The sequence below is a fragment of the Sinorhizobium sp. KGO-5 genome (genome assembly GCF_036245905.1).
GTDB classification, from domain to species: Bacteria; Pseudomonadota; Alphaproteobacteria; order Rhizobiales; family Rhizobiaceae; genus Sinorhizobium; species Sinorhizobium meliloti_A.
This window is the reverse complement of record NZ_BDIZ01000002.1, coordinates 614,775-634,966: the sequence shown is the minus strand read 5'-3', so window position 1 is coordinate 634,966 and position 20,192 is coordinate 614,775. Positions and strand designations below refer to the sequence as shown.

18 protein-coding genes and 1 pseudogene are annotated in these 20,192 nt (G+C 60.0%); 18 read left to right on the top strand and 1 reads right to left on the bottom strand.

Features of this window, described 5'->3' with window-relative positions:
• The first annotated feature begins 3 nt into the window (after positions 1-3).
• The 18 genes and pseudogenes from BHD07_RS12295 to istB form a co-directional block, all read left to right on the top strand.
• Entirely contained in the window at positions 4-384 is a 381-nt protein-coding gene (locus tag BHD07_RS12295; protein ID WP_338280388.1) for a hypothetical protein, read from the top strand.
• Positions 381-716 carry a type III secretion protein gene (locus BHD07_RS12290; RefSeq protein ID WP_338280387.1) on the top strand — a complete coding sequence of 112 codons (336 nt, stop codon included), beginning with the start codon at positions 381-383 and terminating at the stop codon, positions 714-716. Before BHD07_RS12295 ends, BHD07_RS12290 begins: the two co-directional genes overlap by 4 nt.
• Positions 713-2,860 carry a type III secretion system export apparatus subunit SctV gene (gene sctV / locus BHD07_RS12285; protein ID WP_338280385.1) on the top strand — a complete coding sequence of 716 codons (2,148 nt, stop codon included), beginning with the start codon at positions 713-715 and terminating at the stop codon, positions 2,858-2,860. Before BHD07_RS12290 ends, sctV begins: the two co-directional genes overlap by 4 nt.
• A gap of 79 nt (positions 2,861-2,939) precedes the next feature.
• Positions 2,940-4,280, top strand: coding sequence for a type II and III secretion system protein family protein (locus BHD07_RS12280; RefSeq protein ID WP_324765033.1), 1,341 nt, complete (start codon positions 2,940-2,942; stop codon positions 4,278-4,280).
• The gene (locus BHD07_RS12275; RefSeq protein ID WP_338280382.1) at positions 4,270-4,713 is read left to right on the top strand and encodes a hypothetical protein; all 444 of its coding nucleotides are present in this window, start codon (positions 4,270-4,272) and stop codon (positions 4,711-4,713) included. Before BHD07_RS12280 ends, BHD07_RS12275 begins: the two co-directional genes overlap by 11 nt.
• The gene (locus BHD07_RS12270) at positions 4,710-5,561 is read left to right on the top strand and encodes a tetratricopeptide repeat protein (RefSeq protein ID WP_338280380.1); all 852 of its coding nucleotides are present in this window, start codon (positions 4,710-4,712) and stop codon (positions 5,559-5,561) included. The genes BHD07_RS12275 and BHD07_RS12270 overlap by 4 nt, the downstream gene beginning before the upstream one ends.
• Positions 5,558-6,595 (top strand): EscU/YscU/HrcU family type III secretion system export apparatus switch protein, encoded by a 1,038-nt coding sequence (locus tag BHD07_RS12265; protein ID WP_338280379.1) that lies wholly within the window; start codon positions 5,558-5,560, stop codon positions 6,593-6,595. Before BHD07_RS12270 ends, BHD07_RS12265 begins: the two co-directional genes overlap by 4 nt.
• A 28-nt stretch (positions 6,596-6,623) precedes the next feature.
• A complete protein-coding gene (locus BHD07_RS12260) occupies positions 6,624-7,292 on the top strand; it encodes a L,D-transpeptidase (protein WP_338280377.1) in 669 nt (222 codons plus the stop codon).
• 699 nt (positions 7,293-7,991) lie between these two features.
• On the top strand, positions 7,992-8,723 hold the full coding sequence (locus BHD07_RS12255; protein ID WP_338280931.1) for a DeoR family transcriptional regulator: 732 nt from the start codon (positions 7,992-7,994) through the stop codon (positions 8,721-8,723).
• 164 nt (positions 8,724-8,887) lie between these two features.
• A complete protein-coding gene (gene deoC / locus BHD07_RS12250) occupies positions 8,888-9,901 on the top strand; it encodes a deoxyribose-phosphate aldolase (protein ID WP_338280375.1) in 1,014 nt (337 codons plus the stop codon).
• A gap of 4 nt (positions 9,902-9,905) precedes the next feature.
• Positions 9,906-12,290 carry an aldehyde dehydrogenase family protein gene (locus BHD07_RS12245; RefSeq protein WP_338280374.1) on the top strand — a complete coding sequence of 795 codons (2,385 nt, stop codon included), beginning with the start codon at positions 9,906-9,908 and terminating at the stop codon, positions 12,288-12,290.
• A 139-nt stretch (positions 12,291-12,429) separates the two neighbouring features.
• Complete coding sequence (locus BHD07_RS12240) at positions 12,430-12,885, top strand: RbsD/FucU family protein (protein WP_338280372.1); 456 nt, start codon at positions 12,430-12,432, stop codon at positions 12,883-12,885.
• 36 nt (positions 12,886-12,921) lie between these two features.
• The gene (gene rbsK / locus BHD07_RS12235; protein ID WP_338280370.1) at positions 12,922-13,854 is read left to right on the top strand and encodes a ribokinase; all 933 of its coding nucleotides are present in this window, start codon (positions 12,922-12,924) and stop codon (positions 13,852-13,854) included.
• Positions 13,851-14,726, top strand: a complete 876-nt coding sequence (locus tag BHD07_RS12230) for a carbohydrate ABC transporter permease (RefSeq protein WP_338280368.1) — start codon at positions 13,851-13,853, stop codon at positions 14,724-14,726. The genes rbsK and BHD07_RS12230 overlap by 4 nt, the downstream gene beginning before the upstream one ends.
• Positions 14,723-15,751 (top strand): carbohydrate ABC transporter permease, encoded by a 1,029-nt coding sequence (locus BHD07_RS12225; RefSeq protein WP_338280366.1) that lies wholly within the window; start codon positions 14,723-14,725, stop codon positions 15,749-15,751. The genes BHD07_RS12230 and BHD07_RS12225 overlap by 4 nt, the downstream gene beginning before the upstream one ends.
• 43 nt (positions 15,752-15,794) lie before the next feature.
• Positions 15,795-17,249 carry an extracellular solute-binding protein gene (locus tag BHD07_RS12220; RefSeq protein WP_338280364.1) on the top strand — a complete coding sequence of 485 codons (1,455 nt, stop codon included), beginning with the start codon at positions 15,795-15,797 and terminating at the stop codon, positions 17,247-17,249.
• Between the two features lie 127 nt (positions 17,250-17,376).
• Positions 17,377-18,468, top strand: coding sequence for an ABC transporter ATP-binding protein (locus BHD07_RS12215; RefSeq protein ID WP_338280362.1), 1,092 nt, complete (start codon positions 17,377-17,379; stop codon positions 18,466-18,468).
• Positions 18,469-18,646: 178 nt separating this feature from the next.
• Positions 18,647-19,259: pseudogene (istB, locus tag BHD07_RS12210) on the top strand (IS21-like element helper ATPase IstB); the annotation flags it as partial.
• A 35-nt stretch (positions 19,260-19,294) separates the two neighbouring features.
• Here istB and BHD07_RS12205 read toward each other — a convergent pair.
• The gene (locus BHD07_RS12205; RefSeq protein ID WP_338280360.1) at positions 19,295-19,489 is read right to left on the bottom strand and encodes a hypothetical protein; all 195 of its coding nucleotides are present in this window, start codon (positions 19,487-19,489) and stop codon (positions 19,295-19,297) included.
• Between the last annotated feature and the right edge of the window lie 703 nt (positions 19,490-20,192).

Genomic DNA, 20,192 nt, shown 5'->3' with positions numbered 1-20,192 from the left:
GCAATGAGCTTGGAGGTTCGCCGACACGACAATCGCAACCGCGCTCAGCCGGGCACGGTTTCAGTGCGGCCTGATGCGGCTGTCGAGGCGCAGTCGCAGGCGTTCGACGCCAGGCTCCTGCAATCAGTCCGCCAGGCGAGGCAGAAGACGGCGCAGGAAAGTGGCTCCCGTGCGAGCGCGGCAGGGGGACGGGCAAGGCTCTCGAGTGCCAGCCTTTTCGATCTATTACGCTCTCAGGAGATACTGAACTATGTCGTCGAGGAAGTCGTGCCGGGTCTGAACCTCGATGAGGATATCGCGAAGCTCACGGCCTCGATGCTGAACGAAGAAATCGAAAGCAGGCGCGATCTTCAGCGCCGGCTCATGCAGGCGCAAAACAGTTGACGCAGCAACGCGCCGACAGTGTCGAATTTCTCCATGCGCTGGGTTCGCTGTATTGTCGCGGCGGACACCATGAGCGCGGCCTGGTCTTCCTGTTGCTTGCCGCAAGAATGGCTCCGGAAGATGCCTCGATACTGCATGCCCTGGCCGAAGCTTTCATCGCTACGGATGCGGCGACGCGCGCAATCGCCGCTATCGATCGCATCGATGAAATTTCCGGCAAGGCCGATCCGGATCTTTCACGCTTGAGAAGCAAGGCACATTGGCTGCGTGGGCGGGAAGACGAGGCGCGCGCTGCGTTCAAAGACTATCTTCAGGCCAGGGTGGCGACATGAGCGCGATCGCCACCGTCAACCAGTTCGCCAGAGCCGCCGCTCGACGGTCGGACATCGTTGTTGCGGCACTGGTGATGCTCGCGATCACGATGATGATCATCCCGATGCCGACCTATTTGGTAGATGCGCTGATCGGATTCAACTTCTTCTACAGCCTGCTGATCCTCATCGGCGCGTTCTATGTGTCTCGCCCCGTGCAGTTCTCGTCTCTGCCATCGATCATTCTGCTCGGGACGCTCTTTCGCCTCTCTCTTTCGATCACCACGACGCGTCTCATCCTGACCGAGGCCGATGCAGGGCAGATCGTCTCGGCCTTTGGAGACTTCGTTGTCGGCGGCGACGTGCTCGTCGGGCTCATCGTCTTCCTGATCATCACCGTCGCCCAGTTCGTGGTGATCACCAAGGGTGCCGAGCGCGTTGCCGAGGTCGGAGCGCGCTTTGCCCTCGACGCCATGCCGGGCAAGCAGATGAGCATCGACAATGAAGCGCGCAGCGGCGAGATCGACCAGCAGGAAGCCCGCCAGAAGCGCGATGAGCTCGAGCGGGAGAGCCAGTTCTACGGCGCCATGGACGGCGCCATGAAATTTGTCAAGGGAGATGCGGTCGCAGGCCTCATCATCATCGCGATCAATCTCATCGGAGGCCTCACCATCGGATCTTTACAACGAGGCCTGACGGTCGGCGAAGCGGCACATACCTATTCACTGCTGACCGTCGGCGATGGCCTGATAGCACAGATCCCGGCGTTAATGATGGCGGTGGCCGCCGGCGCGGTGGTCACGCGCGTACCGTCCGGCCGCAGCCCACAGGACTTGAGCTCGGAAATCCTCGGCCAACTCGGCGCGAGTGATCGCGCACTGGCGCTCGCGGCGGCCATCCTCTTCGGATTTGGCCTTGTTCCGGGTTTCCCGTTGCTCGTCTTCTGGTCTCTCGCCGCCGCGGCCGGCCTCCTCGCCTATGCCGCACATCGCCGAAGCGCTGACGAGGATGCATTAGGGTCAGCATCGATGCCGCGTGAGCCGCCCCGGCCGATGTCCTCCGGCGGGACCGTCGTCGACCATATTGCAGGGACCTTACCCACCAATTCCGGCGAGCTCGGTGGAGTCGCACACAGGATCACCGTGTCGCTGGGGGAGGAACTTGCCCAGGCGATTCCGCCCGACTTGTTCGCCGAACGAACCGAAGCGTCCGCTGCAGCGATCCTCGAGGATCTCGGCATTCGTGTTCCGGCGATCGGCCTCCTAATGGATACTCGGCAGGAACGGACCGGGCTTCGTGTCGCTTTCGAAGGCGTTCCAGTCCTCGAGACCGGGCTGCCGCTCTATCATGTCATGGTTTGGGACGAAACGGTCGACCTCGACATCATGTCGGTGCCCTATGTTACCCAACCGGACCTCCTGGGACTGAGGCTCGTCTGGGTCGAGAAAACCCGTGCGGCGGCTTTGGACGCTGCCGGGGTCGGCTACTGCGAGGCGGACGACGTCATCATCACGCTTCTTGAACGCGTGCTGCGCCGCTACGCGCCGGAGTTCATCGACGCACAGGAGGTGCGTGCCATGCTCAGCCGATTAAACGAGGCCTATGGCGATCTGATCCGAGAGGTTCTGGAGGCTGTTTCAGCGCAGAAGCTTGCTGACGTGCTGCGCAGATTACTCGAGGAAGACGTTCCGATCACCAACATGCGGATCATTCTCCAAGCCGTTGCCGAGCGCGGCGCGCAGATACAGGGCGTACAGGCGCTGACCGACAGCGTGCGGGTGAGCCTCAGCCGACAAATCTGCTTCCGTCTCGCCGACAGCAACAGGATCATTTGCGCCTATCTTTTCACGCGGCCTCTCGAGGACGAGATAAGAACTGCGGTCGAGAAGAATAACGGGCCGATTGGTGGCATTCCGGAGCGGTTGGCGGCCCCGATCCTGGAAGAACTGAAAATGCGACAGGAGAAATCTGATTCTCAGCTCCGCACCGCGATCCTTACATCGATCGATATCCGGCGCCACGTCCGAAATCTTCTGGCGCGCCACGATTTGAACGTGGCGGTTCTTTGCTACCAGGAGATCTCCGCGGAATTCAGCGTCCAGTGCCTTGGCTATATCGCGCTCCCGGTGACCGGGGTGGCGGAGCTCCCAGGCGCGCGCCAATGACCTCGGTGGGGACGCTCACGAGACTTAGTTGAGTTTTGCCGGCGCGGGGTCGCCGGTGAGGGGAACAATAGGAAATGGAATGCTGAGCTTGCGATGTTTTCGCGCGATTGCCGCAGGGAAAATAATCTCGTTCATCCTGATGTTGATGCTTTCCTCCCTTCTCGTAGGGACGGCCAATGCGCAGGTAAAGGTCGATGCCATTAACGGTCAGGTGCTTGAGCTCACTGTGGGGGCAGGTCAGATCCTGCGTTTCGACGAACCGGTTGAGTCGGTTTTTCTCGCGGATACGGCAATCGCCGACGTGCGCGTCGTCTCGCCGGGCGTAGTCTATATCTATGCAACGAAAATCGGTGACACTAATCTGATTGCCCTGAGCGCCGACCAGAGCACACGCGGCACCGTGCAGGTGCGCGTCAGCGGCAATCCGCGCGCTGCGGAGCAATCGGCGCTGGCGCTGCAGCCGACAACTAAGGTCGACATAAGTCTGTTCGGCGGTCAGTATGTCGGCACCGGGCAGACCCGCAACGTCGGCGAAGCGATGGACATGGAAAATGTCCTCCAGAGCTACTCCACTCCGGACAAGCAGGCGCTCAACAACACGACGATTGCCGGAACCAATCAGGTCAATATTCGCGTACGCTTTGCGGAAGTCGCCCGAAACGAACTGACGCGCTTCGGCATCGATTGGAGTGCCTTCGTCAACAGCGGGTCCTTCTCCTTCGGCATCATCCGGACCGGCGGCGCCAGCAACGAGGACGACACCGGCATCGCGATCGGCGCCAGGGGCGATCATGTGAACGTTAACGTGCTGCTGGACGCGCTGCAGGCGAACGGCATATTGACGATTCTGGCGGAGCCGAACATCACCGCCGTCACTGGTCAGACCGCCAGCTTCCTCGCCGGCGGTGAAATTCCGGTACCGGTGCCGGTCGGCGACGATCAGATCGGTATAGAATACAAGCAGTTCGGCGTCTCGCTCCAGTTCACGCCGACGCTCCTCCCGAACAACCGAATCGCGCTGCAGGTGCGCCCGGAGGTCAGCAGCGTTTCTCAGGACAGTGTAGTTTCAATCGGCGGACTTGTGGTGCCGTCTCTCAGGATACGCCGGGCCGACACGACAGTCGAGGTCGGAACCGGCCAGACCTTTGCAATTGCGGGTCTATTCCAGCGACAGGAATCGCAGACGCTGAACAAAACCCCTGTCGTCGGCGACGTCCCGATCCTCGGAGAGCTGTTCAAGTCCAAGCGGTTCCAGCGCAATGAGACTGAACTTGTCATCCTGATTACGCCGTATCTGGTCTCGCCCACCTCCGAACGAAAGATGAAAACGCCGCTGGACAGCCCCTCCGGGGCGATCACGTCCCCGCGCAGCAAGACCAAGCCCGTCGTCAACAAAGGATACGGCTTCTATGTGGAATGATCGTCCGGCAGGGGATGGTGCGGTGAAGGTCCGGCTGGTGCTAGTGGTGGTCCTATCGCTCAGCGCAGGCGCCTGCAGTGGTTCACACCCACAGCCGTACTCTCCCAACTACAGCTCTATTTCGATGCGCGGGGCACCGGCAAAGGCGGGCATCATGCACAAGGGCTATGACGTGGCGGAGCGCCAGGTTCTGGTACCCGACGCCTGCATCACCCCCGACACGGCCGATCAGCCGCTCTATCTGCCACCCGGCTGCGCCAACAATCTCAATCTGCAGTTCATGGCACAAAACCAGGGGGATCTCATCGAGGGCCGCGAGATGGGTCCGGCGATGGCTGCTCCGGTAGCGCGCGCCGCGAAGAACTATCTTGACGGACACAGCGAGGAGGGCCGCAGGCGCCGCGCGGAGACGAACATTACAGGTGAAGAATGACCCTAAATTCCTTCCTGCAATTCGGTCGGCATGGGGCGGGCAATAAGAGGAGCATTGCCGCTCTCCTTGCACTGCTCGCACTTTCCTCATGCACGACGACGTCTGCCGAGAACGAGAAGGACGAACCGTCGAGCGGGCAGAAGAAGCTGCTCAGCATTGCGGAGAGCATCGAGGCCAAAGGAGAAAGTGCGACGGCGTTGGCGCTTTACGAGCGCGCTGCTGAAAACGCGCCGGGCGACGTGTCGCTGCGCGTCCGCGTCGGCAATGCACGCCTGAAGGCTGGCGATGTCGAGGGTGCGGAGGAGGCTTTCCGCGCGGCCCTGCAGGTCAATCCCCAGGACGCGGAGGCGCTGCTGGGACTCGGTACCGCGCAGTTGCGCAAAGGCGAAGCCGAGTTGGCCGCGCGCACTCTAATTCCGGCTGCGCAGGCGCTGAACTCAGTCGTCGCCTATAATCGGCTGGGTACCGCCCTCGTCTTCAGCGGTAATGGCGCGGCAGCAGAAGAGGCCTTTTCCAAAGCCCTGTCGCTGCAACCCGCCAATCTGGACACCACAACCAATCTCGCACTCGCCCAAGCACTCTCGAACGACCTGCCACAGGCCGTTATGCATATGGGCAACGTAATCGGATCGCCGCTCGCCCAAAGAAGGCACTTCGTCAATTATCTGATCGTGCTGGCGATGGCCGGAGAGACCGAGAAGGCGCGCGCCTTCGACGTGCCCGACATGTCGGCCAGGCAGAAGAACCAGATCCTGGCGAAAGCTGCGAAATTGCGGTCCATTTCGGATCCTGCGAGGCGCGCTCAGGAGGTAGGCCTCCTGACATCGGCCAAGGACGGCGTGACATGAGCGAGACAAGCGAAGAAAAAGCCCTTCCGGCATCCGAAAAGAAGATCCGGGATGCCCGCAAGAAAGGCCAAGTGCTCCATAGCCCCGACATGGTCTCTGGCATCGTCATTCTCTTTTGCACCCTCTACCTCTTCTATGTCGCTCCGCATCTGCAGGTGAAGATCGACGTCCTGCTGGATGAGGCGTCACATATCTACGAGCGTCCGTTCGCAGATGTCTGGTACCGACTGAGCACCGTCGCCGTCTATGCCCTCTGGACAACAGTGCTGCCCATCCTCGGAATAACGACCGTCGCAATCTTGGCCACCAATGTCGCGATCACCAGGGGATTCGTGTTCTCGGTGAAACCGATCGAACCGGATTTCAGCCGCGTCAATCCGGCGACCGGTTTGAAGCGTCTGACGTCGCTGAAAAGCATCATCGAGTTCGGCAAGGCGCTGTTCAAAATCCTGGCGCTTTCCGTTGCATTTTCCGTTGTCTTCCATGCGGGCCTGAAGGCATTGTTCCAAGCGCCGACATGCGGTTTCATGTGCCTGCACGCGCTGTCCCTCTCCATGCTCAAGACCACCGCCTTCATCGCGATTGCCGCCTTCATGGTCATGGGCACCTTCGACGTCTTTCTCCAACGCTGGCTATTTATGCGCGAGATGCGCATGACGAAGTCCGAGAGCAAACGTGAGCACAAGGATACCGAAGGCGATCCGCTCATAAGGCAGGAGCGCCGCAAACTCGCGGGCCTAGTCGGCGCGACCAAAACCGGTCTTTCCAATGCCGCACTGCTGATCGGGGACGGCGGGTCGGGAGCGGTCGGGATCCGGTATGTCCGCGGCGAAACGCCCGTTCCGCTCATCGCCTGCCGTGCCACCGGCGCGGCCGGGGCAGCGATGCGGGAGCAGGCGAGGAAGAAAGGAATTCCGTTGACGATCGATGTGGCACTCGCCGCCGATCTCGAAAGGACCCCTATCGGGGCGCCGGTTCCAGACCGGCTCTTTCAGCAGGTGGCAAATGCGCTGGTCGCCAACGGTTTGATTTGAACGTCTCAACGTCGATGGAGAGCGTCACATGTCCGATTTGAGAACACCGGCGAGGCGAGTCGTTGTGCCGCTGTTCTTGACGGCACTTTCAGTGGCTTCAGCCAGCCAAGCATATGCGGAGCAGCCTTCGCCTCCGTTGATGGACAAGAAAAACGATCGGGTCTGGATCGAAGACGGTTACATCCAGTTCCTGATGTCGCCGTCCGCCTACCCGCCGCGGCAATACCGCCACAATGGTCGCTACGAAGAGACAGGCGCCTTCGTGCCGAGGCATCGGGTGGCTTACAGGACCGGGGAGGCTCCCGGCACGGTGATCATCGACACGAGCGAATATGCTCTTTACTACGTCGAGCCTGGTGGAACAGCCACTCGCTACAGCGTGGGCGTCGGTCGAGAAGGCTATGGCTGGCGCGGAACCGAGAGGGTGACCGCCAAACGCCCCTGGCCGGATTGGCGCCCGCCGGCGGACATGCGCGCCCGAAGGCCGGACCTGCCGACACATATGGTCGGCGGGCCGGACAATCCGCTCGGCGCGCGGGCCCTCTACCTGGGTAACACTCTCTACCGCATTCATGGTTCGAACGAGCCGGAAAGTGTCGGGCGCTCCTCATCGTCAGGCTGCTTCCGCATGACCAACGAGGACGTCATTGACCTCTACGAAAGGGTGAAGATCGGGGCGAAAGTGGTCGTCCTCTAGATAGTTTGCGCAGCGGTTCCAGATGGAGGCGGCCGTTAGACATCCCACCCCCGTTTTGGATTGAAGAGCCAACCGCTCCTGAAGGCGCTGAAGATTTGCAACCGGTGCAGGAAAAATTGATCTGTTGGTGGGCTTTAAGATGCGTGGAGATGGCGCAAAGTCGTCGCTCAGCCAATCGTCTCCAGTCGGCAGCGTCGCCAACCGGAGAACGCCTGCTGTTGTTGTCGACACGGAGATGTAGTTGGCATCAGGACGCTGAAAATCGCCCTGAATGGTGCTTAGCTGACCCGGCGTGTGGTATTCGTCGGCACCACAGTTCGCGTCGTCCCGGACGCACCACCGAACCACGCCGCGACGGCGCCTATGACCAGCGAGACGAAGCCCAGAAGCTTGAAACAACAGTTGCAGCTGTCGGCGGCTTCGGTCGCCTGCGCGGGCTTTGCGTCAATCCCTTGTGAGCTTAATCCCTCGCCGAGTGCTTGCTTCCTGTCCGCAGTCGAGCCGAGGACAACGCGATCACCGCGAGAGCCAGAGCGGGGCGCTCCCGCCTCGGGAACACCTCCTTCCATGAATGTCCGTCCGCATTTGTGGGCGCCTCTTGTTTGCAGCGCTCTGCTTGTGATATTTCTTACAAATTATGTTAGGCAGAGGCTTGCCGTTCAGCTGGCGCGGAGCTTCGCAGCCCCGGACAGAAAGACTATGGGAAATCGCAAGACAACACGCATCATCGCATTGGCCCACGCCCTATCGGCTCGGCGGGTCCTGCATCTCAAAGACGCAGCCGCTCTGCTCGGCGTTTCGGAAATGACCGTGCGTCGCGACGTCGCCGACAATCCGGAGCTTTTCGGCTATCTCGGCGGCCATATCGTGCCTGCCGCCGACATCGAAGCCGATGCGCCTTACGAGCTCGCGCGCGCAGCCGACAGCCATGCCGCCGCTAAGCGAGAAGCTTGCGTTCATGCCGCCCGGTACATTCGATCGGATGAAACGATCTTCATCGATTGCGGCACGACGCTTGAATATCTTGTCGACTTAATACCAGACAATTATTCAATAACGGCAGTGTGTTATTCTCTGAACGCCGCCGAGCTCCTGAGGCGCAAGCCGAATGTTCGGATCGTCATGCTGGGCGGCGTCTATCACCCTTCGTCGGCTTCGTTCTCCGGCAATTCCGGCCTTGAGACGCTTGATCATCTCGGCATTAATGTGGCGTTTCTTTCGGCGGCCGGGGTCGATCCTGGGAGGGGTGCGACCTGCGTTCATTTCCACGAGGTCCCGGTGAAGCAGAAGGTCATCGCACTAGCGCGTGAAAATCATCTCGTCGTCGATAAGAGCAAGATCGGCAAGTTGAAACCTGCTTTCTTTGCACCGATGGGCGTGTTCCGCTCGGTGATAACAGAGGACGGCGAAACGACGCTATCGGTTGCTTGATATGCGGCTCAAAAACTATGACAATTTATGAAGAGGTGAATGTCTTCGCTTGACAGCCTCCCCACATGATGGAACGATAACAAAAAGTCGATAGAAAAATAACAAACGTCGGTATCGCCAAGGGCGCGCAACGGCGACAGCAGGGAGCTCGAGGGAGAGGTCGGTTGGAAGATCTTGCTGCAAAACGCTCGCCGGTGACGTCAGTTCATCCCGTCGGCACAGGCCATAACTGGCCTCGCAACGAGGGTGTCGAACTCGACCTATCGTGGGTCCTCGATGCGCGCGTCAATTTGTCGGCGGCTGAGCGGCGTGTGGCCACTCTTCCGGGGCGGCGGACCGTCAAGAAGGATGCCCAGGCCGCCTGGCTCCTCAAGGCGGTGACCTGTATCGACCTTACCACCCTCAATGGCGACGACTCGACCGAGCGCGTTAAGCGTCTCTGTGCGAAGGCGCGTCAGCCGGTGCGCCCGGATATTCTCGATGCGCTCGGCATGGGCGATCGCGACATTACGGCCGGGGCGGTCTGCGTCTACCATCGGTTCGTTTCAACAGCGGTCGAGGCGCTCGAGGGCTCCGGTATTTCGGTTGCGGCGGTATCCACCGGATTTCCCGCGGGTCTGGTTCCGCATGATGTGAAGCTAAGGGAAATCGAAGCTTCGGTGGCCGACGGCGCCAGGGAAATCGACATCGTCATCACCCGCGAGCATGTTTTGACCGGCAATTGGCAGGCGCTTTACGAGGAGATGCGCGATTTTCGCGCCGCCTGTGGTAACGCGCATGTCAAAGCGATCCTCGCAACCGGTGACCTTAAAACCCTGCGCAATGTCGCCCGCGCTTCGCTTGTCTGCATGATGGCGGGCGCGGATTTCATCAAGACGTCGACGGGCAAGGAGGGTGTCAACGCGACGCTGCTTGTCACGCTGGTCATGCTGCGGATGATCCGAGCGTATCGGGAACGGACTGGCCTAAAGGTGGGCTATAAGCCGGCGGGCGGCATTTCGGCGGCTAAGGAAGTGTTGAATTACCAGTTTCTGATGAAGGAGGAGCTCGGTCGGGAATGGCTCGAACCGGATCTTTTCCGCGTCGGGGCATCGAGCCTGCTGGCGGATATTGAGCGCCAACTCGAGCATCATGTTAGCGGCGCCTACTCGGCCCTCAATAGACACCCGATAGGATAATCCGATGAGCGTCGCCAGGTTTTTCGACGAAATGTCTTATGGTCCCGCACCCGAGGCCGACGCGGAAGCACGTGCCTGGCTCGCACGCCACAAAGGTATGTTCGGCCATTTCATCAACGGCGCGTTCGTCGCTTCCGCGTCGGGAAAGACGTTCGATAGCTACGAACCCGCCACCGGCGCGCTGCTCGCAAAAATAGCCTTGGGTAACCGCGAGGACGTGAGCGCTGCGGTTGCCTCGGCTCGCAAGGCGCAAGGCGTCTGGGCGAAGCTCCCCGGTCATGCCCGTGCGCGCCATCTCTATGCGCTTGCCCGCATGATCCAGCGCCACGCCCGGTTGATCGCTGTCGTCGAAGCCATCGACAACGGAAAGCCGATCCGCGAAACGCGCGACATTGATATTCCCCTCGCTGCCCGCCATTTCTACCATCACGCCGGGTGGGCGCAGCTTCAGGAGGTGGAATTTGCCGACCAGCTGCCGGTTGGAGTCGTCGGACAGGTCATTCCCTGGAACTTCCCTTTCCTGATGCTTGCCTGGAAGGTCGCGCCAGCGCTAGCGCTCGGCAACACGGTCATTCTGAAACCGGCGGAGTTCACACCCCTCACCGCACTTCTCTTCGCCGAACTTGCGGCTGCGGCCGGCCTTCCGCCGGGCGTCCTGAACGTGGTGACGGGCGAGGGCGAAACCGGCGCGCTGATCGTCGAGCATGCGGATATCGACAAGATCGCTTTCACCGGTTCCACGGAGGTCGGTCGCCTGATCCGCGAGAAGACGGCAGGCACGGGCAAATCGCTGACCCTGGAACTCGGGGGCAAATCGCCTTTCATCGTCTTCGAGGACGCCGATATAGACGGAGCGGTTGAAGGTGTAGTGGACGCCGTCTGGTTCAATCAAGGCCAGGTCTGCTGCGCCGGATCGCGTCTGCTCGTCCAGGAGGGCGTTGCACCGCTTTTTCACGAGCGGCTGAAGCTGCGAATGGAGACCCTGCGTGTCGGCCATCCCTTGGACAAGGCGATCGATATGGCGGCAATCGTGGCGCCGGTCCAGTTGCAGCGGATCGAGAGCCTCGTTGCCCAAGGCGTAACCGAGGGAGCGGCGCTGCACCAGCCGAAGCTCCAATTGCCAAGAGGCGGCAGTTTCTATCCGCCGACCTTGCTCACCAATGTTCAGCCAACATCCATCGTCGCCACGGAAGAAATCTTCGGTCCGGTGGCGGTGTCCATGACCTTCCGCACGCCGGAAGAGGCCATACAACTGGCCAACCATTCCCGCTACGGCCTTGCCGCAAGCGTCTGGAGCGAAACGATCGGACTGGCGCTGCACGTCGCGGCTAAGCTTGCCGCCGGCGTCGTTTGGGTCAACGCCACCAATCTCTTCGACGCAGCGGCTGGCTTCGGCGGCAAGCGTGAATCCGGCTTCGGCCGCGAAGGTGGGCGTGAGGGTTGCTATGAATATCTGAAGCCGAAGGCGTGGCTCGGCCGCAAGGCGCGCAGTGAGCCGATTCTGCCGATCGCGAAACCGGCGGCGCTTGATTTTGCCATGCCGGCGCTGGATCGGACCGCCAAACTTTTCATCGGCGGCAAACAGGTGCGGCCCGACGGGAATTATTCGCGACCCGTTCTGTCGACCAAGGGCAAGGTCATCGGCGAAGTCGGCGAGGGCAACCGCAAGGACATCCGAAACGCTGTCGTCGCCGCTCGAAGCGCATCGGCCTGGTCCTCGGCGACGGCGCATAATCGCGCGCAGATCCTTTTTTATCTCGCGGAAAACCTGAGCGGCCGCGCGGCCGAGTTTGCCGAACGCATTGGGACGATGACGGGCGCTTCGGCGTCGAATGCGAGAACCGAAGTCGAGGCCTCGATCGCGCGTCTCTTCACTTACGGTGCCTGGGCGGACAAATACGAGGGCGTCGTACATCAGCCGCCGTTACGGGGGGTCGCTCTGGCGATGCCGGAGCCGCAGGGCGTCGTAGGGGTCATCTGCCCACCGGAGGCGCCGCTGCTCGGCTTCATCAGCCTGGTGGCGCCGCTCATTGCGGTCGGCAATCGCGTGGTCGCCGTGCCAAGTGAACAGCATCCGCTCGCCGCCACCGATTTCTATTCCGTTATCGAGACGTCGGACGTGCCAGGCGGCGTAATCAATATCGTTACGGGATCGGCAATCGAGCTCTCGAAGACGCTCGCCGCTCACAACGACGTGGACGCGCTCTGGGCTTTCGGCACAGCGGAACTCTCGACGCTGGTCGAGAAGCTTTCTGCTGGCAATCTGAAACGCACTTTCGTCGATTACGGCAGGGCGCTCGACTGGATGGATCGTGCGGCGGCCGAGGGTCAGCCGTTCCTGCGCCGCGCCGTCGACGTCAAGAACATCTGGATCCCCTACGGAGAATAGGGGATCCCACTCCTTCTTCCTGGTGGAGGAGCCCGGCGAAGGAGGGAGCAGAGACAACTTGGAGACATAGCCGCGGATGCGCCACCTGACGTCATTGCGCCGCCGACAGCCGCACATAGTACTTTGGAGGAGGACAGGTATGCTCAAGAATATCGACCCGGCCCTGAATGCGGACGTCCTGCACGCGCTTCGATCCATGGGGCATGCGGATACGCTGGTGATCTCCGACACCAACTTCCCCTCGGACGCGATCGCGCGGCAGACCCAACTTGGCAAATTGCTGCGCATAGATAACGTTTCGGCCGCTCGTGCCGTAAAGGCAATCCTCTCAGTGATGCCACTCGACGCACCCTTGCAGCCCTCAGCCGGGCGCATGGAAATTATGGGAGCGCCAGACGAGATTCCGCCCGTGCAGCGCGAGGTCCAGGAAGAGATCGATCGCGCCCAGGGCGAGCCGACACCCATGTACGGCATTGAGCGCTTCGCCTTCTACGAAGAGGCAAAGAAGGCCTATTGCGTTATCACCACGGGTGAAGCGCGTTTTTATGGCTGCTTTCTTTTCACCAAAGGGGTCATCCCGCCGGAATCGGCCTGACACATTCTATTGACTGCTTTTGAGGGGAGGCTAGACATGAAAACTGGTGTTTCGATCCTCGGGATCTTCGTGGCCGACACGGCTTATCTGGCGCCGCGTATGCCGCGGATCGGTGAAACGATCACCGGGAGCGGATTTTCCGTCGGCCCGGGCGGCAAGGGTTCGAACCAGGCCGTGGCGGCGGCGCGCGCCGGCAGCCGGGTTTCGTTCATCTCCAGGCTCGGACGCGACACGTTCGGTGAGATGGCACTCAAGACCTATGCCGAGGTCGGCGTGACGCCCAAGATCTTTCAAATGGACGACATACCGACCGGTGCAGCCTTCATCTACGTCAACGACCAGAACGGCGAAAATGCTATCATCGTCTACCCGGGTGCCGCTGGCTCGATCGATATCAGCGACGTTGAGGGTGCGCGCGAGACGATCGAAAGTTCGCGCGTTTTCGTAACCCAGCTCGAGCAGCCGGCGGCAGCCGCCGAACGAGCGCTTGAACTCGCGCGTGCCGCCGGCGTCACGACGGTATTCAACCCTGCTCCAGCGGAGCCTTTCTCGGAAAGCATTTACCCGCTTTGCGACTATATCGTTCCGAATGAGACGGAGGCGGCAGCAATTGTCGGCTTTGCATTGCCGACGCTTGAAGACGCGCGCCGCGCCGGTGACGTGCTCTTGAAGAAAGGTGTGAGGACGGCGCTGATCACGCTTGGCGAGCGCGGGGCGCTCTACCACACGGATGGGCAGTCGGTTCTGGTGCCCGCCATTGCAAGCGGGCCGGTGATCGATACGACCGGGGCCGGTGATGCTTTCGTCGGCGGTTTTTCGGCTGCGCTGGCGCGGGGGCTGACGCCCGTGGATGCGGTGCGCTTTGGTTGCGCCACCGCCGGCATATCCGTCACACGCCGCGGCACTGCGCCGGCGATGCCGAATCTTGCCGAAATCGAGGCTCTTCTCGAGAAGGGGGCGGCAGCGTGACACGCAACGACCCGATCAAGCACTTCTTTATCTGGCCGGCGCTGATTATCGTTCTGCTGATTTCGATTTTTCCGTTGATCTATTCGCTTACGACGAGCTTCATGAGCATGCGGCTCGTGCCGCCGATGCCACCGCGTTTTGTCGGCTTCGGTAACTATGCCGATCTGCTGCAGAACCCGCGTTTCTGGCATGTGGCGACGACAACGACATTGATCGCTTTCATTTCAGTCGGGCTGCAATATGTCATAGGGCTTTCCGTTGCCCTTGCTCTCAATTCGCGCGTGCCAGGCGAAGGGATTTTCCGCGTCGGTTTCCTGCTACCGATGCTCGTTGCGCCCGTTGCCGTAGCGCTCGTCGCTCGCCAGATACTCAACCCAACAATGGGACCCTTGAACGAGTTTATGAGCCTTATCGGTTTTCCGAATCTTCCGTTCCTCACTCAGACGCGTTGGGCATTGGGTTCGATCATAGTGGTGGAGGTCTGGCAATGGACGCCCTTCGTCATCTTGATGCTGCTTGCCGGCCTTCAAACTTTGCCCGACGATGTCTACGAGGCGGCCGCCCTTGAGAACGCAACGCCCTGGCAGCAGTTCCGCGACATTACCTTTCCAATGTTGCTGCCGATCTCGGTGGCGGTCGCCTTTATCCGGCTGATCGAAAGCTACAAAATCATGGACACGGTCTTCGTGATGACCGGAGGAGGTCCCGGTATCTCGACCGAGACGCTCACGCTGTTTGCCTATCAGGAGGGATTCAAGAAGTTCAATCTCGGCTACACGTCGGCGCTGTCCTTCCTCTTTTTGACGTTCATTACAGTCATCGGGCTCGTCTACCTCGCCATTCTTAAGCCGTATCTGGAGAAGCACAAATGAGTGTGCGCACCCTGAAGGGAACCCGCCGTTGGCTGGCACTTGGCGGATGTCTTCTCTGGCTGGCCTTCACCTTGTTTCCGCTCTATTGGGTAGCGATCACCTCGTTCAAAACGCCAATTGCCGTCGTCGGTGGTCCGACCTACTTACCATTTGGCGATTTCGAACCGACCCTGACGGCTTGGAACGAGTTGCTGTCCGGCCAGCGCGGGCAGTTCTACAATACCTTCATTGCATCGCTGATCGTCAGTTTGTCGGCGGCGGTGCTTGCGACCGGCATTGGTGCCATGGCAGCCTATGCACTCGTCCGCTTCACGTTCCGCTTCCGCCTCCTGTCGGCGTTGATCTTTATCGTCATTGCCTTTGGCGGCTTTCTGTTGGGGCGCAACGTGCTCGGTTTCGGCCAGGGGATTTCTCTGATTTGTGCCTTCGTCGCGGCGCTCGCGCTTGCGGTGATCTCAGGCCGTTTTCGTCTGCCGGGACCTGAGCTTGGCAACAACGACATCGTCTTCTGGTTCGTCAGCCAGCGCATGTTTCCGCCAATTGTTGCGGCCTTTGCGCTCTATCTTATGTATACGGAAGTGGGAAAGCTCGGTTTCAAGCTCGTCGATAGCTATATCGGCCTAACCTTTGCCTATATCGCCTTCTCGCTGCCGATCGTCGTCTGGTTGATGCGCGACTTCTTCGAGGCCCTGCCTGTCGAAGTGGAAGAGGCTGCAATGGTCGATAATGTACCAACGTGGCGGATCTTTTTTGGCATCGTTCTGCCGATGTCGAAACCAGGGCTCATCGCAACCTTTATGATTACGCTCGCCTTCGTGTGGAATGAGTTCCTCTTCGCGCTCTTTCTGACCAGCTCGAAATGGCAGACGTTGCCGATCCTCGTCGCCGGCCAGAACAGCCAGCGCGGCGACGAATGGTGGTCGATCTCTGCCGCCGCTCTGGTGGCAATCATCCCGATGGTTGTGATGGCAGGACTCTTGAGCAGGCTGATGCGGTCAGGCCTGCTTCTCGGTGCGATTAAATGACTGCGTGTCTCTTTTAGCAAGGTTCATTCAGAGGGAGGAAAGAATGAGAAAGCTACTACTCACATCGACTGCCGCCGGGCTCCTGGCCGCTGGCGGCGCAGGAACGGCCTTTGCCTGCGAACCGGACTATTCAGGCGTCGAACTGACGGCCACGACGCAGACCGGGCCCTATATTGCCTCGGCGCTTCAGCTTGCCGCCAAGGGTTGGGAGGAGAAGACCTGCGGCAAGGTAAAGGTCGTCGAATTTCCGTGGTCGGAGCTCTATCCCAAGATCGTCACCTCGCTGACCTCCGGCGAAGACGCCTTCGACGTGATCGCCTTCGCTCCGGCCTGGGCGCCGGACTTCACCGATTTCCTGTCGGAAATGCCGGCCGACATGCAGAAGGGCGCGGCTTGGGAGGATATCGCGCCGGTCTACCGGGAACAGTTGATGGTCTGGAAAGGCAAGGTGCTGTCGCAGACCATGGATGGCGACGCCCATACCTACACCTACCGCATCGATCTCTTCGAGAACCCGGACAATCAGAAAGCGTTCAAGGAAAAATACGGCTACGATCTCGCGCCGGCAAAGACCTGGAAGCAATATCTGGACATCGCCGAGTTCTTCAATCAGCCGGCGAACAATCTCTGGGGCACGGCGGAAGCCTTCCGTCGCGGCGGGCAGCAATTCTGGTTCCTGTTCAGCCACGTCGCCGGTTATACCAGCCACCCGGACAACCCAGGCGGCATGTTCTTCGATCCGGACACCATGGATGCTCAGGTCAACAACCCGGGCTGGGTGAAGGGCCTTGAGGAATATATCCGCGCGTCGAAGCTCGCACCGCCGAACGCGTTGAACTTCTCCTTCGGTGAGGTCAACGCCGCCTTCGCAGGCGGACAGGTAGCTGAGTCAATCGGCTGGGGCGACACCGGCGTTATCGCGGCGGATCCTAAACAGTCGAAGGTTGCCGGCAACGTCGGCTCGGCACCGTTGCCGGGCTCGGACGAGATCTGGAACTACAAGACCAAGAAGTGGGACAAGCTCGACCAGGTCGTGCAGACTTCCTTCATGGCCTTTGGCGGCTGGCAAGCAGCGGTTCCGAGCTCCTCCACCAAGCAGGAAGCGGCCTGGAACTATATCCAGTATCTGACCAGTCCGGAGGTTTCCGGTCAGGCAGCTATTACCGGCGGCACGGGCGTCAACCCCTACCGCATTTCGCACACCACCAATCTCGACCTCTGGTCGAAGATCTTCACCGAGCGTGAGGCAAAGGAATATCTGGGAGCGCAGAAGGAGGCAGTCACCGCGAAGAACGTCGCGCTCGACATGCGCCTTCCCGGCTATTTCTCCTATACGGAGGTGCTCGAGATCGAGCTGTCCAAGGCACTGGCGGGTGAAGTCACGCCGCAAGAGGCGCTCGATAGCGTTGCCGAACAATGGAACAAGCTGACGGATGAGTTCGGCCGCGACAAGCAACTCGCCGCCTACCGCTCCTCCATGGGTCTGCCGCAGAAATGACGCCCAGCATACCCGCTTCGAGCTTTCGAAGCGGGTATGCCCTTTTTGAATGGCGGCTCCGTGCGCCATTTTTTGTAGTCGCATTTCGCCCACAGCCAATTGCGGGCTCATCAGAAAAGGCTCCAGTATGTCCCAGGTCCGCTTGGAACAAGTCACAAAATCCTTCGGCAGCATCACCGTCATTCCGCCCCTTGACCTTTCTATTGCCGATCGGGAGTTCGTTGTTCTCGTCGGCCCTTCTGGCTGCGGCAAGACGACGACGCTCAGAATGATTGCCGGCCTGGAGACAGCTTCCTCTGGCACGATCCGGATAGGCGAGCGCGATGTGACGGAACTGAGGCCGGGCTTGCGCAACTGTTCGATGGTGTTCCAGAACTACGCGCTCTATCCCCATATGACCGTGGCCGAAAACATCGGCTACGGGATGAAGGTACGCGGCACACCGAAGACCGAAATCGACAAGTCGGTTGCAGAGGCTGCGCGCATTCTAAACCTGGGCGCCTACCTCAACCGCAAACCCAATGCGCTTTCCGGCGGACAGCGCCAACGCGTCGCTATCGGCCGCGCGATCGTGCGCCAGCCGGACGTCTTTCTCTTTGACGAACCGCTGTCGAATCTGGATGCGAAGCTCCGCATCGAAATGCGCACGGAAATCAAACTTCTACACCGGCGTCTTCAGACGACGGCTGTCTACGTGACGCACGATCAGGTCGAGGCGATGACCATGGCCGACCGCGTCGTGGTGATGAATCAGGGCCGTGTCGAACAGGCTGCCGATCCGATCACCCTTTACCAGGCGCCTTCTAATCTCTTCGTCGCGGCCTTCATCGGCGCACCGAGCATGAATTTCATCGATGGTATCCTCGAGCGCGGAGACGGCGGACTCTCCTTCCGTGCGCCCGGCAATGTCACGCTTCAGCTGCCGGGTGAAAGGGCGCAAAAACTCGCCGCCTATCTGGGCCAGGCAGTGGTGCTCGGTATCCGGCCTGAACATACGATGGTGATCGAACCGAACTTGCCAAAGATCAGCGTGCAGGTGCGAGACGTGGAGCCGCTCGGCCCTCATACGCTCGCAATTGGAAAGGTGGGTCCGGCTTCGTTCACTGCCCAAGTGCATGCAGGCGCCCGCATATCGCCGGAGGACGCCATCGATGTGCCCATCGACATGGCTAGGATGCATCTGTTCCTGAAGAGCACGGGCGAAGCCATCGGCCGGTGATGCCGTTTCTACAGAACAAATGGTGTCAGCAAGACGGATGCCAACAAATCCCGCAAACACAGAAGCGGACTCTCAAGCAGCTCCATGCCGACCTGCTGAGCTTGGGCTACGGGCGTCTTATTGTCGTGGCGCCGCCTTTGCTCGGAATGGCGGGCCAATCGGCAGAGAGAACTTCAGAGAGAGTGAAGTCAGATCGACAGCCTATCAGCTCAAGACGGCACGATTTCCCGCCTATCGTGATCTGAGGCTTCGACTTCTCAAGCGAGGTCAACGAAGCTCTCGTGCGTCAGCTTCATCGCTGCGACTTCCCCGACGAGGCCAACAACATCGTCCTGGTCGGCGGATCGGTACGGGCAAGACGCACGTCGCCATCGCGATCGGCGTTCAGGCCATCGAGCATCACCATGACGGGTTCGGTTCTTCTCGACCGTCGAACTGGTCAATGCCCTTGAACGGGAGAAAGCCCAGGGTCGTTCCGGTAAGATCGCTATTGGCTCGCACGCTTCGATCTCGTCATCCTGGATGAGCTTGGCTACCTGTCCTTCAGCGTATCAGGCGGGGCATTGCTCTTCCATCTGCTCAGCAAGGCCTACGAGCGCACCTGCGTCATCATCACCACCAACCTGAGCTTCAGCGAATGGGCCAGCGTCTTTGGCGACGCCAAGATGACCACCGCCTAGCTCGACCGCCTGACCCATCACTGCCACATCCTCGAAACCGGAAACGGCAGCTTCCGGTTCAAGAACAGCTCAGCCCATGCACCCAGACAAAGGAGAAAAGCAGGAACTTGACCACTACATCGACACGAAACACACCTAACAGGCGGTCACGAGCCGCTGATCTTTTGACGCAAGTCATCGATCTCTCGAACCCCAGATTGATAGAGACGGAATATCTTCGCCGCCAGCTCCTCCGCCGCACCTTCGTCGCGGTCAAGATGCCTGCGATCAAGCTCATCCTCAAAGAGCTGAGACAGCAGATCGACTTCGTCTGGATGAAGGGAAAACGCATATCTGTGCATGGCCTGGTCTCCTCTTATGGTGGCGAATTGGCGGAAGCACACTCCTCAATCGCCTGGGTAAACCTACCGGATGGGCAATATCTTACGCGGTCGACGAATGGTGACCAAGGGTAAACAATCACTGTAGTGTTCGGAACGAACAGGAGGCACTGGCGGTTTTCAATCTGACCTTTGAGGAGGTCCGATAATGAGAGAAGTGCGATGCTGTGGGCGACGCTGCAAAACGGTATGAGACGACGGTTCTGCGGGCTCTATGACGCTCTGATTTCCTCGAGAATGAATGGTCGAACCATCGAAAGCAGCACGCACGGGCTTCCAAAGTCTGTCGTGAAGCATTGCAGCACCCCGAATATGCGAATGCCGCAAGAAATTGCTTCAGGGCGGCCTGCATCGAAGCGTCACTTGCTTGCAGCGGAGCTGCGAATCTGGGCTCTCGAGCTGAGGCCAAGATCAGAGCACCCGAGAAAAATACCCGGCTACGGCGGGAAATAGATGAGCGGCTGCCGAACGTCGGCTTCCCACCCCCACGCCAGAGATTATCGTTCATCCGCTCGCCTCGATGGGATCTGAACCGAAGACCCCGTCAATGCGCGGACGCCATGATGATTATCGGCATGTCCTTCACCGACCACGCCACGCGTAGATTGGCGGATAAACTCTAGCATTCTCCGCCGACGCACGACCCGCCAAACGAAACAGAGGC